The organism is Pseudomonas sp. PGPPP4 (assembly GCF_002256045.1).
Classification (GTDB): domain Bacteria; phylum Pseudomonadota; class Gammaproteobacteria; order Pseudomonadales; family Pseudomonadaceae; genus Chryseomonas; species Chryseomonas oryzihabitans.
Genome location: NZ_NKID01000012.1, coordinates 24,058 through 39,104, shown reverse-complemented (window position 1 = coordinate 39,104; position 15,047 = coordinate 24,058). Strand labels below are relative to the sequence as shown.

Below are 15,047 nucleotides of genomic sequence, written 5' to 3'. Positions count from 1 at the left end.
CAGGGGGCGATGGTTCTGCTGAAGAATGCGCTCATCGTCTTCCCACCGGATGAACCGCCATGACCGACATTCCACTTCCGCATAGCCAGACCTCAGCGCACCGTACCGGCCTGTCCCCTGCCCTGCTTGGCCTGCTGGCCACCGGCGCCGGCCTCAGTGTGGCCAACCTCTATTACAGCCAGCCGCTGCTGGGCACCCTGGCCAGTGCCCTGCCCGCGCCCGCTGCCGACGTGGGGCTGATCCCCACCCTCACCCAGCTTGGCTATGCCCTGGGGCTGCTGCTGCTCGCACCTCTGGGTGATCGCTTCGACCGCCGTCGCATCATCCTGGCCAAGCTGGCCATGCTGCTGCTGGCGCTGCTGGGCGCCAGCCTGGCGCCGGGCCTGCATGGGCTGCTGCTGGCCAGCCTGGTGACCGGTCTGGCCGCCACCGTGGCCCAGGACCTGGTGCCCGCCGCCGCGACCCTGGCGCCGCCGGCCGAACGTGGCCGCATCGTCGGCACGGTGATGACCGGCCTGCTGCTGGGCATCCTGCTGTCGCGGGTGGTCAGCGGCCTGGTGGGCGAGTGGCTTGGCTGGCGGGCGGTCTATCTGTTCGCCGCCCTGAGCATCGCCGCCATCGGCGTGGCGGTATGGCGCGGCCTGCCGGCCTTCGCCGCCACCACCCGACTCAGCTATCCGGCCCTGCTCGGCTCCCTGGGCGCCCTCTGGCGCCGCCATGCCGCCCTGCGCCGGGCGACCCTGGCGCAAGGCCTGCTGTCGGTCGGCTTCAGCGCCTTCTGGTCGACCCTCGCCCTCTATCTGCACGCCGGGCCCTTCCAGCTGGGCAGCGCCGCCGCCGGCGCCTTCGGCCTGGCCGGTGCCGCCGGCGCCCTGGCCGCGCCCTGGGCCGGCCGCCTGGCGGATCGCCACGGCTCGGAATGGGTGACACGCCTGGGCATCGGCCTGGCGGCCCTGGCCTTCGCCAGCCTGCTCCTGCTGACCTGGCTCCCGGGCGTGACCGGTCTGGTGCTGCTGGCACTGGCGACGGTGATCTTCGACCTGGGCGTCCAGGCCACCCTGATCGCCCACCAGGCCCAGGTCTACGGCCTGGAGCCCGAGGCGCGCAGCCGGCTGAACGCGGTGCTCTTCACCGGCATATTCATCGGCATGGCCAGCGGTGCGGCCCTGGGCAGTCTGCTGCTGGCCCGGCTGGGCTGGAGCGGGGTCGCCGGACTGGCGCTGGCCACCGCTCTGCTGGCTCTGGCGGTACGGCTCTGGCCTGGCCGTCCGCGCCCGGTTCGGTGATCGCGGACCAGGATCTGACGCCGGCCAGCCCAAGGCATCGTCAACCAGGATAGGACGACCATTCTCCTTCCAGCCCGTTAATCAAACCGCGGCACCACAGTAGGATGACTTCCATGGCGTCGGAACAGACCGCGCCCCCTGCAGACAAGGAGCATCATCATGCTGGCCATTCGCAAAGCTTCCGATCGCGGCGCCGCCAACCACGGCTGGCTCAAGTCCTTCCACACCTTCTCCTTCGCCAGCTATCGCAATCCGGCGGAGCAGGGCTTCTCCGATCTGCTGGTGATCAACGACGACACCGTGGCTCCGGGCCAGGGCTTCGGCGAGCACCCGCACCGCGACATGGAGATCTTCTCCTATGTGCTCGAAGGCGCCCTGGAGCATCAGGACAGCCTGGGCACCGGCTCGGTGATCCGCCCCGGTGACGTCCAGCTGATGAGCGCCGGCAGCGGCGTCAGCCATAGCGAGTACAACCACTCCGAGCGCGAGAGCGTGCACTTCCTGCAGATCTGGATCGTGCCCAACGTGCGCCGCGCCGAACCGCGCTACCAGCAGCAGCACTTCAGCGCCGCGGCCAAGCGTGGTCGCCTGGCCCTGATCATCTCGCCGGACGGCGCCGAGGGTTCGCTGGAAGTGCGCCAGGACGCCCGCGTCTATGCCGGGCTGTTCGACGGCAGCGAGAGCGCCAGCCTGCAACTGGCCCCCGAGCGCCATGCCTATGTGCACGTCGCCCGCGGCAGCCTGGAGCTGAACGGCGTCCTGCTGCAGGTCGGTGACGGCGCCAGGCTGCGCGGCGAACGCGAGCTGCAGCTGGCCCACGGCACCGACGCCGAGGTGCTGGTGTTCGATCTGCGGCCCAACGAACTGCCGCAAATGCCCTGACTACGATTTGCTGCGCGTCGGCCGCACTGCGTTGAAAACAGTCGGGATCGCCCGCCCGGTCGGAATGCTCATTTACCACTCGTAAACTTGAGCGCAAGTCCGATCCGCTTCCTCGACTGTTTTCGCCTTGTTTGGCTCTAGCTCGCGAAATCGTAGGCCCCGTTTGCGCTAGAAGGCCGCCTCAACGGCCTCCCCTTGCCGAGAACGCGCCATGAGCACCCAAGCCCTGACCTCCCTGGTTGCCGGTAACGCCACCCTCTGGCTGACGCTGAACGTCTCTGGCGAACAGCTGGGCCTGCCGGTACCGGCCTATCCCTCGCTGGTGGTGATGGGCGCGGCAGCCGACGAGGCCGAATTGCTCCTGGCGCTGCTGGCTACCGTGGCGGTCACCGGCGTCGCCGATCTGCTCTGGTACTGGGCCGGTCGGCGGCATGGTGCCTGGCTGCTGCGCCATCTGCCGGGGCATGTCCCGGCCGCCACGCGCCTGCCCGGCCTGCTGCTGGTGGCCAAGTTCATTCCCGGCGCCGCGGCCCTCGCCACCCTCAGCGCCGGGGCCAGCGCCATGCCCCTGCGGCGCTTCCTGGCCTACGACCTGGGCGGCGCCACCCTGTGGATCGGCTCCGGTCTGGCCCTGGGGCGGCTGTTCGAGGCGCACATCCTGGCCCTGCTCGACGGACTCCAGGCCTATGGCCCGGCGCCCCTGCTGCTCGCCGGACTGCTCGGCCTCGCCCTGCTGGGCTGGCACCTGCTGGCCCGCCGGCACGCGCGGCCGGAGCCGTCGCGACAGTATTGCGCCTAGCCGGTTGCCGTCTTAACGCTAATTAACGATAGCCAACTCGCACGTCAGACAACTGCACGGAATCATTCTCATCCAGGCGGTCGCGCCACGCGGCTGGTTTGATAGGGAGAGCGCCATGTCCATGACCGTCGATAGCACCCTGGCTCTATCCAGTACCCGACTGGTCGGTTTGGCGGCCTGGCAGGAACGGCTGGCCAAGGAAGTCCTGCTGCAGCACCTGGAGCGCGGCATCAGCGTCAGCCAGGTCGCCTCCGTCTGCGGCCTGTCGCGCAGTCACTTCACCCGCCAGTTCAAGCTCAGTGCCGGACTCGCCCCGCTGGAGTGGCTGCGCCAGCAGCGCATCCTGCGTGCCCAGCGGTTGCTGGCCGAGCGCCGGCTACCCCTGGCGGCGATCGCCCTGGAGTGCGGCTTCTTCGATCAGGCGCATCTGAGCCGGGTGTTCACCCGCGCCGTCGGGGTCCCGCCGCTGGCCTGGCAGCAGCAGGCCCTGGAGCGGCGATTGCTGGCGGAACTGGCGCAGGTGCAGCCGCAGCATCGCCAGCAGGCGGTAGCCTAGGGTCGCTCCACTGCCTTCCACCAGGATCAGCGACTTGTCCACCAGTTGCCCCAGCAGGGGAATGAACAGCGCCTCTTCCAGCCCGCGCTGCGCCGCCAGCCGCAAGGCCTGCTGACGACTGAAGCGCTCGCCGGCCTCGGCCAGGGTCGCCAGCACGGCGAATTCCGACTCGCTCAGGCTGTGCAGACTCCAGTCGAGCATGGCGCCGAGGCTGCGCTGGCGTTGCGCCGCCGTGCGCCGCCCGGCCACGCTCAGGTAATAGCCGCCGTCGAGTTGCGCCAGTACCCCCGCCAGCCCCAGGGCCGCCACCTGCTCGGCCAGGATCTCCAGCGCCAGGGGCACGCCTTCGCTGCGGCGGCAGATCTCGTCCACCAGCTGTACCTCGGCCGGCCGCAATTGCAGCCCCGGCAGGCGCGCTCTTGCACGCCGGACGAACAGCCGAAAGGCCGGCTCGCGCATGGCGTCGCGCAGCTGCCGCGCGAGTGGCGGCGCGACCGGCAGCGGCGCCAGGCGCAACACGGCCTCGCCTTCCACCCGCAAGGCTTCGCGACTGGTGACCAGCACCCTGAGTTGCGGACAGCCCTGCAGCAGGTTTTCCACCAGCCAGGCCGCGGGTTCGACCAGGCGCTCGGCGTTGTCCAGCACCAGCAGCAGGCGTCGCGTGGCCAGCGCTTCCTGCAGCGCCGGCAGGCCACTGCCGCCGGCCAGGCCTAGGTCACTGGCGAGACGGTCCACCAGCGCCATCATGTGGCCCAGCGCCGCGAGATCGAGACTCTGGATCCCGTCGGCGAAGTCTTCCGCCAGCGTGGGCAGCAGGTGCTGGACCAGCAGCGACTTCCCGACCCCTCCGGTGCCCACCACCGACACCAGGCGGCGTTGCGCGAGCAGGCGGCGCAATTCGACCAGGCTGGTGTCGCGCCCCTCCAGGGGCGTCAGGGGCAGCGGCGTCTCGGCCAGTGGCGTGAGGTCCGCGTCGCCCAGGCGCTCCACCGCCAGGGCGAAGCCATAGCCGCGCTGCCGGGCGCTGAGGATGGGATCCCGACCGCTGTAGGGCCGCAGCACCCGGCGCAGGGCCGAGATGTGCACCCGCAGATTGATGTCCTCGACGACGGCGCCGGGCCAGACCCGGGCCATCAGGGTCGGCTTGCCGAGCAACTCGCCGGGGTGCTCCAGCAGCACCCGCAGGATGTCCAGTGCACGCCCGCTCAGAGGCAGCGGCCGCTCGCCATCCAGCAGCAGGCGCCGGCGCGCATCCAGGACCAGGCCGCAGAAGCGGAAGGCACTGGCGTCTTCCAGGGACTTGGGCTCTTGCATGACCATGTCGCGCCCCCTCGCTGCGGGTCCTGCGGGCACCTGGCTCCGCAGCCCCTCGCCAGTAGGCGCCTCTCCTTGCCGATAGGTATGACCATTCTGGCCGCTGCCCAGGCAAGGCGTATGACGATCTACGGCCAGAAGCTGCCATCGATGGGCGTGATACCGCCATCCGCAGCTGCGTTCAGCTGAACTGGTAGCGGTACTGCGCCGGGGTCAGCCCCAGATGGCTCTGGAAGGCGGCGCGCATGCAGCGATCGCTGGCGAAGCCGCTGCGAAAGGCCACGGTCTTCAGCGGCAGCTCGGAGGTCTCCAGCAATTCGCGCGCATGATCGATGCGCGCCCTGAGCACGAACTCCAGGGGCGTCATGCCGGTGTCGCGCTTGAACACCCGGGCGAAGTTGCGGGTGCCCATGGTCGCGAGTTCGGCGAGCCGGCTGATCGAATAGGCCTGGTCGATGTTCGCTACGACATGCTGCTGCACCCGGGTGATGGCGGTGGTCGCCTCCGGCTCGTCGAACAGCGGACTGAACTGGGCCTGCTTACCCTGCCGCTGGGTCATCACCACCAGCACCTTGGCCACCTCCCGGGCGATGGCCTTGCCGTGGTCTTCGGCCACCAGCGCCAGCGCCAGGTCGATGCCGGCGGTGACTCCGGCCGAGGTGAGCAGCGGGCCGTCGCTCAGGTAGATCTCGTCGGCGGTCACCTGGGCGCGGGGAAAACGGCGCGCCAGACGTTCGCGATAATTCCAGTGGGTGGTCACCCGCCGGCCATCGAGCAGACCGGCGCTGCCGAGCAGAAAGGTGCCGGTGCAGACCGCCCCGTAGCGCGCGCACTGCGCGGGCACCTGCCGCAGCCAGGCCGCGACGTCGGGATGGGGCTCCAGATAGGCACCCGGCCCGCCGGGCACCAGCAGCACGTCGTAGGCCCCCGGCGGCTGCTGGGTGGTGAGCTCCGTGCGTATCGTCATGCCATTTGAACAACGCAGGGTCCGCCGCCGCCCCGCGGCGATGGTCACGATGCGATAGTGGTCGGCCGCCGGCAGATAGCGATTGGCGATGGAGAACACCTCCACCGGCCCGGCGAAATCCAGCATCAGCACCTCGGGGACCAGCAAGAAAGCCACTGTCCTCGTCATGGCGATACATCCTTATCCGTGTTGCAGTTTGTCCTTGGACGCTGGCGCGTCCGGGTGACGATAGGGACGATAGGGACGATAGGGACGATAGGGACGATAGGGACGATAGGGACGATAGGGACGATAGGGACGATAGGGACGAGGATAAGGATCTCTCCCCCGAGGACAAGCAGTAGCAAAAGGCCATCCATCTGCCTTTTGCCACGCGCGATCAGGGGCCAACGAAAGGAAGGCCTCTGGCTCAGGGTTCTTGTGGACCTGCTGTTGGCGCTACCCCCGCCGCAACCTGATCAGGGTGATCTCGCTCGGCGCGCCGAAACGCAGCGGCGGGCCCCAGTAGCCGGTGCCGCGGCTGATGTAGACGGTCAGTCGACCCAGGCGGTGGATGCCGGCCACCCAGGGTTGCTGCAGGCGCACGAAGTGCATCCAGGGCCAGAACTGGCCGCCGTGGGTGTGGCCGGAGAGCTGCAGGTCGGCGCCGGCGGCTTCGGCCTTGGGCGCCGAGCGCGGCTGGTGGGCCAGCAGCAGGCGGAACAGGCCTTCCGGGGTGCCGGCGAAGGCGGCCGCAGCGTCGCTGCGATGGCTGGGCACATAGAGCGGCGCCGAGTAGTCGGTGATGCCGGCCAGCACGAAGGGCGTGCCCTGGTGCTGCAGCACCCGATGCTCGTCGAGCAGCACGGTCAGGCCCTGGTCGCGCCAGGTGCGTACCCAGGCTTCGGCGCCGGAGTAGTACTCGTGGTTGCCGGTGATGGCGTAGGTGCCCAGGCGCGCCTTGAGCCCTTGCAGCGGCAGGAATTCGTGCTGCAGCTCGGCCACGCTGCCGTCCACCAGGTCACCGGTGATGGCCACCAGGTCGGCGTCCAGGCCGTTGACCCGGTCGACGATGCGCTGCAGATAGCCGGCCTTGATGGTCGGGCCGATGTGCAGGTCGCTCAGTTGCACGATGCGCAGTCCGTCCAGGCCGGAGGGCAGGCTCGGCAAGGCCACTTCCACTTCCTTGACCCTGGCCGTGCGGCGGGCGTTGTAGACGCTGCGCAGGGCCACCAGCAGCACCAGTCCCAGCACCGCCCAGGCACTGCCGACGCGCCAGGCGGCGTCCAGCGGCTGACCGATGAGGCTGGCCAGGGCCACCACCAGACCGCGCAGCAGGCTGAACACCGCCAGGCTGGAGAACACGCCCATGGCGATCAGCGCCGCCCAGGCCAGCAGGCGCGAGTTCATGTCCCGCGAACGAAAGCCCAGGGGCACCAGGACGAAGGACAGCAGCAGCAGGGCCCAGAAGGGTAGCTGGGCGGCCGGTGTCAGCCCGAGGTCACCGATGACGCTGAGGCCGATGAACAGGTGCAGGGCGAAGAGAACCAGATACATCATGGCGCGGGAGCGGAACATGGAGGGCCCTGAGGCGAGGAAGAGGCCTTACCTTAGCACCCCGCCGGTCGCCCCTCGGAGCCCCGGAGTGTTTCCGGCTACAACGATTCAGCCGGCATTCAGCGCTGCTCCGTCTCGCCGGCCTGGGCCGCCTGATCCGCCCGCCGGCCCAGGTAGAAGCCGAGCCAGGCCCAGAGCGCCGCGCAGCCGGCACCCACCAACGCCGGCAGCCAGGCGCCGTGGCCGAGCAGGTCCAGCAGACTCTTGGCCCAGCCGCTGGCGGCGTCACCGGCGCGATAGACCACGGTGTCGATGAAGTTCTTGGCCTTGTACTGGGTCTCGGCGTCCAGCGGCGCGAAGAGCATCTCGCGACCCGGGCGGATGAAGGCGTATTCGCCGATCCGCCTGACGATCATCAACCCCGCCAGCACGGCGAAGGTGGGCAGCAGCGCGAGGCCCAGGAAGCCGATGCACATCAGCAGCGGCACCCCGGCCAGCAGCACCCGCACCCCGAGGCGCTGGGCCAGGCGACCGGTGATCAGCACCTGGCTGGCCAGAGCGCCGGCCTGGACCACGAAGTCCAGCAGGCCGAACACCTGCACCTGGCGGGCGCGATCGGGAAACAGCTCGGCCACCAGTCGCGCCTGCTCGAAGTAGAGAAAGGTGCTGACCGTGGCCAGCAGGATGACGAAGGCGCTCACCGCCAGCAGATAGGGCGAGGCCAGCACCCGGGTCAGGCCGCTGAAGGGATTGCCGGCCACCGGGCGACGCGGACTTTCGGTCGGCGGCGCACCCGGGCGTCCGGCACCGCGGGTCTCGCGCCAGCCCATCAGATAGGCCTTGAGCCTGAGCGCCAGGAGCAGCAGCGCGGCGGCCAGCAGCGCCAGGCCCGCTTCACCGATCAGGGGCGCCAGGGCGGCGGCCAGCACCGGCCCGAGCAGCCCGCCGACACTGGCCCCGGCGGCGATGAAGGCGAATAGCCGCCGCGCCTGGGCGCCGTCGAAGACATCGGCCATCAGACTCCAGGCCACCGAGACCACGAAGAGGTTGTAGACCGAGATCCAGACATAGAAGGTGCGTGCCAGCCAGACGCTGTCGCCTAAGCTTGCGAAGCAGGCGGCGAAGGCCAGGAGGTTGAGCGCGAAGAAGCCATAGACCCAGTCGACGAAGCGAATCCGCGCCACCCGCGAATTGAGCCAGGCGAACAGCGGCACGGCGAGCAGCATCACCACAAAGGTGGCGGTGAACAGCCACTGCAGATTCTCCACGCCGCCGGCGATGCCCATGGCCTCGCGGATCGGCCGCAGCATGAAGTAGCCGGCGAACAGGCAGAGAAACAGCGCAAAGCCCGCCAGGGCCGCGGACGACTCACCGGCGCGGGCGTCGAGGACGCGACCGAGCCAGTCCTTCATCTAGGCGAACAGCCCGGCGATGGCCTCGCGCTGGCGCGCATCGGGCAGCCGCCCGCGACCGGCCTGGAGGTTGTCGACCATGTAGCGCGGGTTGCTGGTGGCGGGGATCACCGCGGTCACCGCCGGGTCGGCGAGGATGAACTTGAGCAGCAGCTGCGCCCAGCTGGTCGCGCCCAGTTCGGCCGCCAGCGGCGGCAGTGGCTTGCCGCGGGTGCCGGCGAGCAGATTGCCGCGCTGGAAGGGTCGGTTGATCAGCACGGCGATGCCCTGGTCGCGGCAATAGGGCAGCAGGCGTTTTTCGGCTTCGCGCTCGCCCACGGAATAGTTGAACTGCACGAAGTCGACCTTTTCCTTTTTCAAGGTAGCGAGCAGATCGTCCAGCGCCGCTTCGCGATAGTGGGTGACGCCCACGTAGCGCACCTTGCCGGCCTGCTGCTGTTCGCGCAGCAGGGCCAGCTGGTTGGCGGTGTCCTGCAGGTTGTGCACCTGGACCAGATCCAGGCGCTCGGTCTGCAGGGCCTTGAAGCTGGCGGCCAGTTGCGCCGCGCCGCGTTCGCGGCCGGTAGAGGAAATCTTGGTGGCGAGAAAGACCTTGTCGCGGGCCTGGGCCCGCCTGACCAGCTCGCCGGCCACCCGTTCGGAATTGCCGTAGCTGGGCGCGGTATCGATGAGGGTGCCGCCGCCGTCGAGCAACGCCTTGAGCACCTCCTGCAGCGGCGCCAGGGCGGCGTCGTTCAGGTCGACATCGAGATTGCCCGAGGTGCCCAGGCCGATGACGGGCAGCGCCTCGCCGGTGCGCGGGATCTTGCGGGTCAGCAGCGGCTCGGCGGCCTGGGCGCTCCGCCACAGCCAGGGCGCGGCGGTCACGGCCGCAGCCAGGGCGGTGGTGGTCTGCAGGAAATGGCGACGGGTCGGCATGGCGGGCCTCGCGACGATCGGATTCGGAAAGGTGACCCTTGAGTTAAGCGGTTCTTCCGGCCGATCGCCCACCCGGCTCGTTGCGGCATGTTGCGGCGCTCTCGCAGGTTGGGTTGAGCGCAGCGAAGCCCAACAGTGCCCAAGGTTGGACATCCCTGTTGGCTTCGACGCTGGAGCCGTCCCAGCCCAACCTGCGTGGCTAGCTCCCGTAGCGTGGACAACGGCGTAGCCTTGTCCACTAATGGCATTAGCGCACACCTGTGGAAAACGCTGCGCGGTTTTCCACGCTACGGGTCGGCGACATCCTGGCCCGCAAGAATCCCATGATCCGCCGGCGGCAAACGTCCATCGCCACCCAGGTAGCGGTCGTAGAAATCCCGCACCGTGACGTTCTTGTGCTTGGCTTCGAACATGATGTCGAAGCGGTCGAGGAACTGGCAGGCGTAGCGGTTGCACCAGTCGTTCCACATCATGTCGCTGTGGGCATAGAGCAGCCGCTTGCTGATCTGCTGCAACAGGAACTTGATGTCGATGCGCTCAGTAGGCGAGACGCCCATTTCCATCAGCGCCTCCGGCGGCTGGGAGTAGTGCATGGCCGGACGCACCCCGCGCCAGCTGTCGATGATGCGCGCCACCCGCGGTTCCCAGGGATCGATGTAGGCCTCTTCGTGGATCCAGCAGTGGTGGATGTCCAGCACCACCGGGGCGAGGTCGGCCAGTTGCAGGCAGTCGTCGACGCCATAGGTCTTTTCGTCGTTCTCGAAGGTGATGCAATTGCGCGCCTCACTGGAAAGACGTGGCCAGACCGCGCGGATGCCCGGCACGCCCAGGCGACCGGCGATGTGCACGTTGCACTTGAAGTCCTGGAATGTCTGGCCGTAGCCCATCAGGCGGATCATGTCGGCGTGGTATTCGAATTCCTTCAGGCTGTTTTCCACCACCTCCGGGCGATCCGAGCCCAGCACGCAGAATTGCCCGGGGTGCAGCGACAGCCGCACATCGCGGCGGCGGGCCAGCTCGCCCAGCCGGCCGAAGCGATCCTCCAGCAGCGCCTGCAATTCCTGGGAGCGATAGAAGTAGGCGAATTCGGCGTGGCTGTAGAAGGGCAGCAGGTCGCTGCTCAGGCGCAGCATGCGCAGATTGTCCGGCAGGTCGGCGACGTGCTCGACGAATCTCAGCTGGGCATCGAGGTTGTGGGTGACCACGTCCAGCAACTTGGCCTCGGCGGCGGCGCGCTCGACGCTGCCCAGCCAGCGCAGGGTGGTGGTGCGGGTGTTGAAGGCCCGCTCGACCTGCTCCAGTTCCTTGAGCGACAGGCTGCGCTCGGGGTGACGGTACATGCAGGCAAAGCCGATTCGATACATGGGACGCTCGGGTCGATGACTATAGGGATTAGTCCGCGCGGCGCCGCTTGGGTGCGGATGGGGTGATGGGTGGAGGGGTGTCACCTGGAAATGTGGTGCCTGGGCCTGCCCTCACCCCGGCCCTCTCCCACGGGGAGAGGGGGTGGTCCGGCATGGGCCTGCATCATCAGCGCAGTAGGCAGCCAGTGGAAAACGCGTTGCGGTTTTCCACGCTACGAGAGGTCAGGTGTAGGGTGGAAAACGGCGCAGCCTTTTCCACGCGTGCTCGGGCTGCCCTACCCCGGCCCGAACCACTGCGTCAGGGCATGCAGCACCAGCCCCACCAGGCCGCCCACCAGGGTGCCGTTGATGCGGATGAACTGCAGGTCCTTGCCGACGCTCTGCTCCAGTTGCTGGACCAGCTCGTCGGTGTCCCAGGCGGCTACCCGCTCGGCGATGTAGTCGCCGATGCGCTGGCGGTTGCGGTCGATGAAGGGCGGCGCCACCGCTATCAGCTGTTCGTTGATCCAGCGTCGCATGGCCTCGTCGCGACTCAGGGTCTCGCCCAGCTCGGCCAGCAGCCGGCCCAGGCGCCGGCGGATGCGCGAATCCGGCGCGGCGAGATCCGCCTGCAGCCAGTTCACCAGTTCGTCCCACAACTCCTGCAGATAACCCGCCAGCGCCGGATGCTCCAGCAGCCGGTCGCGCAGCTGCTCACCGCGCAGGCGAAAGGCCGGGTCCTCCTTGAGGCGCTCGATGAAGCCGACCAGATAGCCATCGAAATGCCGGCGCAACTCGTGCTCGCGGTCATGGCTGATCTCACCAATCAGCCGCGACACCGCCTGCACCACCTTGATCGCCGACCAGCGCCCGACCCGCTCGTCCAGGCCCAGGTACTTGAGGGTGCGCAACTCGCCGCCGATGGTGCGGGCGATCAGCGCCTGGGTGTCTTCGTCCTGCAGCAGGCGATCGATCTCCTGCAGCACCTCGTCGAGCACCGCCTGGTGGCGGCCGTCGGCGGTCAGCATGTCGAGCAGTTCGCCGGACAGCGCCGCCACGTCCAGGCGCTGCAGCCGCTCCACCGCCACCCGGCGGATGAAGGCCTGCACCCGCACCTCGCGCAGGGCTTCCAGGGAATAGCGGGCGACGCCGGTGGCCTGGCTGGCCACCGCGGTGGCGTTGTCCGGCTGACGCAACCAGCCGGCCAGGCGCCCGGCGGCGTCCAGTTCCTCCAGCTTGGCCAGCACCTGGGGCGTGGCGAGGAAGTGCAGGCAGATGAAGTCCGACAGCTTGCGCCCAACCCCGGCCTTGTTGCGCGGGATGATGGCGGTGTGGGGAATCGGCAGGCCCAGCGGATGGCGGAACAGCGCGGTCACCGCGAACCAGTCGGCGATGGCGCCGACCATGGCCGCCTCGGCGAAGGCGGCGGCGTAGCCCCAGGCCGGATGGCGGGCTTCGAGGGCGGTGGCCAGGCAGTAGAGCGCCGCCGCCAGGAACAGCAGCAGCAGCGCGATGAGCTTCATGCGCCGGACCGGGGTGAGGCCGTCGCCGGAGAGTGTGGTCATGGAAAGGGGATAATCCTCATGCAGGATGATCCCCGCATCCTACCCCAGACTAGAGTCTGACCCAGCGCTCCTCCCCTGCCGATTGCCGCGCGGCCTGGGCCAGGCGTTCCACTTCCCAGGCTTCCTGGAAGTCGACGCCGGTATGGCCGGGGTTGCCGCCCAGGGCCTCCAGCAGCGAGCGGACCTCCAGGGTCTTGAGTTCGTTGTAGCCGAGCTGGTGGCCGGGCGCCGGGCAGAAGGCGGCGTAGTCCGGCAGGTGCGGACCGGCCAGCAGGGTACGGAAACCGCCCAGGCCCGGGCGATCGCCGACCTGGTAGAGGCGCAGTTCGTTGAGGCGCTCCTGGTCGAAGCTGAGGGTGCCGCGGGTGCCGCAGACCTCGAAGGCCAGGCGATTCTTGCGCCCGTGCTTGAGCCAGCTGGTGGTCAGGGTGCCGCGGGCGCCATTGGCGAAGCGCAGCAGCAGATGGGCCTGGTCGTCGATCTCCACCGCGCGGGTGCCGCCCTGGTGGGGCCGCTGGCCATGGGCGGTGTGCAGATCGGCGCAGAGCGCCGCGACCGGGCCGAGCAGGAAGCGCGCCAGCGACAGGATGTGGCTGCCCAGGTCGGCCAGGGCGCCGCCGGCCTGGCGGGTCTCGCAGCGCCAGGTGAAGGGCCCCAGGGGATCGCCCATGAAGTCTTCGCTGAATTCGCCGCTGAAGCTGACGATCTCGCCCAGCTCGCCGCTCTGGATCAACTCGCGCGCCTGCTTGAGCATGGGATTCTGCAGGTAGTTGTAGCCGACCCGGTTGACCACCCCGGCCTGGCGCGCGGCATCGCGCATCCGCGTGGCCTCTTCCAGGCTCACCGCCAGGGGCTTCTCGCAGTAGACCGCCTTGCCCGCCGCCAGGGCGGCCAGGGCCATGGGTGCGTGCAGCAGGTTGGGGGTGGTGATGGCCACCAGCTCGACCTGGGGATCGGCGATCAGGCGCTCCCAGTCGCAGCTGCGGACGAAACCCCAGGCGTCGGCGCAGCGGGCGGCGCGCTCCGGATCGGCGTCGGCCAGGGCCACCAGCCGCGGACGGACCGGCAGGCTGAAACTGCTCGCCGCGTGATGGAAGGCCTGGGCATGGGCATGCCCCATGAAGCCGGTGCCGATCAGACCGATGCCGATGTCGCGCATGTCGTTCTCCGTCAGAGGTATGGAAAGACCCGGCCGGCCAAGCCAGTAGCCGACCGGGTAAAAGGGAGGGTGGGTGCAGGCTCGCCCTCACCCCGGCCCTCTCCCGGAGGGAGAGGGGGAAAAGCGGTCGGGTATTGGCTCGGCTCCCACCCCGCCCCTCTCCTGGAGGGAGGGGGGAAAAGCGGTCGGGTGTTGGCTCGGCGCCCGCCCCAGAGGGAGGGGGAAGAGCGGTCGGGTGCAGGCTCGGCCCTCTCCCAGGGAAAGGGAAAAGCGCCAGCCCTAGCGCTTGGCCTTGCGCTTGTTGCGGTACTGGTCGATGACCACGGCGACCACGATGATCAGGCCCTTGATGATGTCCTGGACGTAGGCGTCGACCCCGAGAAAGGTGAAGCCGCTGGCCATGGTGCCGAGGATCAGGGCGCCGATCACGGTGCCGGTGATGCGCCCTACCCCACCCGCCAGGCTGGTGCCGCCGATCACCGCCGCGGCGATGGCGTCCAGTTCGTAGGACATGCCCATGCCGGCCTGGCCGGTAGCGGCGCGGGCCGAAGCCACGACCCCGGCCAGACCCGCCAGCAGGCCGGCGATGCTGTAGACGATGATCAGGTGCTTCTTGACGTTGATGCCGGAGATGCGCGCGGCCTGCATGTTGCCGCCGATGGCATAGGTGTACTTGCCGTACTTGGTGTAGCGCAGGGCGATGTGGAAGATCACCGCCACCACCAGGAAGATGATCACCGGCATGGCCCCGGCGCCGATGGCGGTGTAGTTGTCGGACAGCATGCTGATCGGCTGGCCTTCGGTGTAGTAGCGCGCCAGGCCGCGAGCCGAGACCATCATGCCGAGGGTGGCGATGAAGGGCGGGATGCCGGTGACGGCGATGATGCTGCCGTTGATGGCACCGGCCAGCAGCCCGACCCCGAGGCCGGCCATGACCGGCACCCAGACCGGCAGGTCGGTCAGCGAGGGAAACACCGCGCGGCCGAAGTCCGAGGTCTGGGCCAGACTCGCCGCCACCATGGCCGACAGCGCTAGCACCGAGCCGGAGGAAAGGTCGATGCCGGTGGTGATGATCACCTGGGTCACGGCGATGGCCAGCAGGCCGATGATCGAGACCTGCAGGATCATCAGCACCAGGCGCTGGGAATTCATCAGGAAACTCTGGTCGCGCAGCACCCAGCCGAAGGCCTCGAAGGCCAGGCCGATGCCCAGTAGCACCAGCAGGATGCCCAGTTCGGTGGGGATGCGGCGCCGCGGGCGCGCGGTGGGTAGCTCGGCGGTTTTCTTGTCCAGGAGGGCACTCATCTTGT

The 15,047-nt window shown here is 68.8% G+C and carries 12 protein-coding genes and 1 pseudogene; 4 read left to right on the top strand and 9 right to left on the bottom strand.

The annotated features are described in order from the left end of the window. Window positions 1–59: 59 nt before the first annotated feature. The 4 genes from CFE50_RS19130 to CFE50_RS19115 all read left to right on the top strand — a co-directional run bounded on the left by CFE50_RS19130 (window position 60) and on the right by CFE50_RS19115 (window position 3,523). Complete coding sequence (locus CFE50_RS19130) at window positions 60–1,286, top strand: MFS transporter (RefSeq protein ID WP_286736798.1); 1,227 nt, start codon at window positions 60–62, stop codon at window positions 1,284–1,286. Window positions 1,287–1,445: 159 nt separating this feature from the next. Further along, window positions 1,446–2,168: a pirin family protein gene (locus tag CFE50_RS19125; RefSeq protein ID WP_286736794.1), complete on the top strand. Its 723-nt coding sequence runs from the start codon at window positions 1,446–1,448 to the stop codon at window positions 2,166–2,168. Window positions 2,169–2,379: 211 nt separating this feature from the next. After that, window positions 2,380–2,967, top strand: coding sequence for a DedA family protein (locus CFE50_RS19120; RefSeq protein ID WP_286736792.1), 588 nt, complete (start codon window positions 2,380–2,382; stop codon window positions 2,965–2,967). A gap of 115 nt (window positions 2,968–3,082) precedes the next feature. Beyond that, window positions 3,083–3,523 carry a helix-turn-helix domain-containing protein gene (locus tag CFE50_RS19115; protein ID WP_353744015.1) on the top strand — a complete coding sequence of 147 codons (441 nt, stop codon included), beginning with the start codon at window positions 3,083–3,085 and terminating at the stop codon, window positions 3,521–3,523. Window positions 3,524–4,144: 621 nt separating this feature from the next. Here CFE50_RS19115 and CFE50_RS22660 read toward each other — a convergent pair. The 9 genes and pseudogenes from CFE50_RS22660 to CFE50_RS19070 all read right to left on the bottom strand — a co-directional run. Further along, window positions 4,145–4,837: pseudogene (locus CFE50_RS22660) on the bottom strand (winged helix-turn-helix domain-containing protein); the annotation flags it as partial. A 181-nt stretch (window positions 4,838–5,018) separates the two neighbouring features. Then, window positions 5,019–5,972 carry a GlxA family transcriptional regulator gene (locus tag CFE50_RS19105; RefSeq protein ID WP_286736788.1) on the bottom strand — a complete coding sequence of 318 codons (954 nt, stop codon included), beginning with the start codon at window positions 5,970–5,972 and terminating at the stop codon, window positions 5,019–5,021. A 270-nt stretch (window positions 5,973–6,242) separates the two neighbouring features. Further along, window positions 6,243–7,361 (bottom strand): metallophosphoesterase, encoded by a 1,119-nt coding sequence (locus CFE50_RS19100; RefSeq protein ID WP_241808445.1) that lies wholly within the window; start codon window positions 7,359–7,361, stop codon window positions 6,243–6,245. A 98-nt stretch (window positions 7,362–7,459) separates the two neighbouring features. After that, entirely contained in the window at window positions 7,460–8,752 is a 1,293-nt protein-coding gene (locus CFE50_RS19095) for an NTP/NDP exchange transporter (RefSeq protein ID WP_286736786.1), read from the bottom strand. Beyond that, window positions 8,753–9,670: an aldo/keto reductase gene (locus CFE50_RS19090; RefSeq protein ID WP_286736785.1), complete on the bottom strand. Its 918-nt coding sequence runs from the start codon at window positions 9,668–9,670 to the stop codon at window positions 8,753–8,755. A 287-nt stretch (window positions 9,671–9,957) separates the two neighbouring features. Further along, entirely contained in the window at window positions 9,958–11,034 is a 1,077-nt protein-coding gene (gene uvsE / locus CFE50_RS19085) for a UV DNA damage repair endonuclease UvsE (protein ID WP_286736783.1), read from the bottom strand. Window positions 11,035–11,309: 275 nt separating this feature from the next. Then, a complete protein-coding gene (locus CFE50_RS19080) occupies window positions 11,310–12,578 on the bottom strand; it encodes a DUF445 domain-containing protein (protein ID WP_286736782.1) in 1,269 nt (422 codons plus the stop codon). A 49-nt stretch (window positions 12,579–12,627) separates the two neighbouring features. After that, on the bottom strand, window positions 12,628–13,737 hold the full coding sequence (locus CFE50_RS19075; RefSeq protein WP_286736780.1) for a Gfo/Idh/MocA family protein: 1,110 nt from the start codon (window positions 13,735–13,737) through the stop codon (window positions 12,628–12,630). 279 nt (window positions 13,738–14,016) lie between these two features. Then, window positions 14,017–15,042: an ABC transporter permease gene (locus CFE50_RS19070; protein WP_007161522.1), complete on the bottom strand. Its 1,026-nt coding sequence runs from the start codon at window positions 15,040–15,042 to the stop codon at window positions 14,017–14,019. Between the last annotated feature and the right edge of the window lie 5 nt (window positions 15,043–15,047).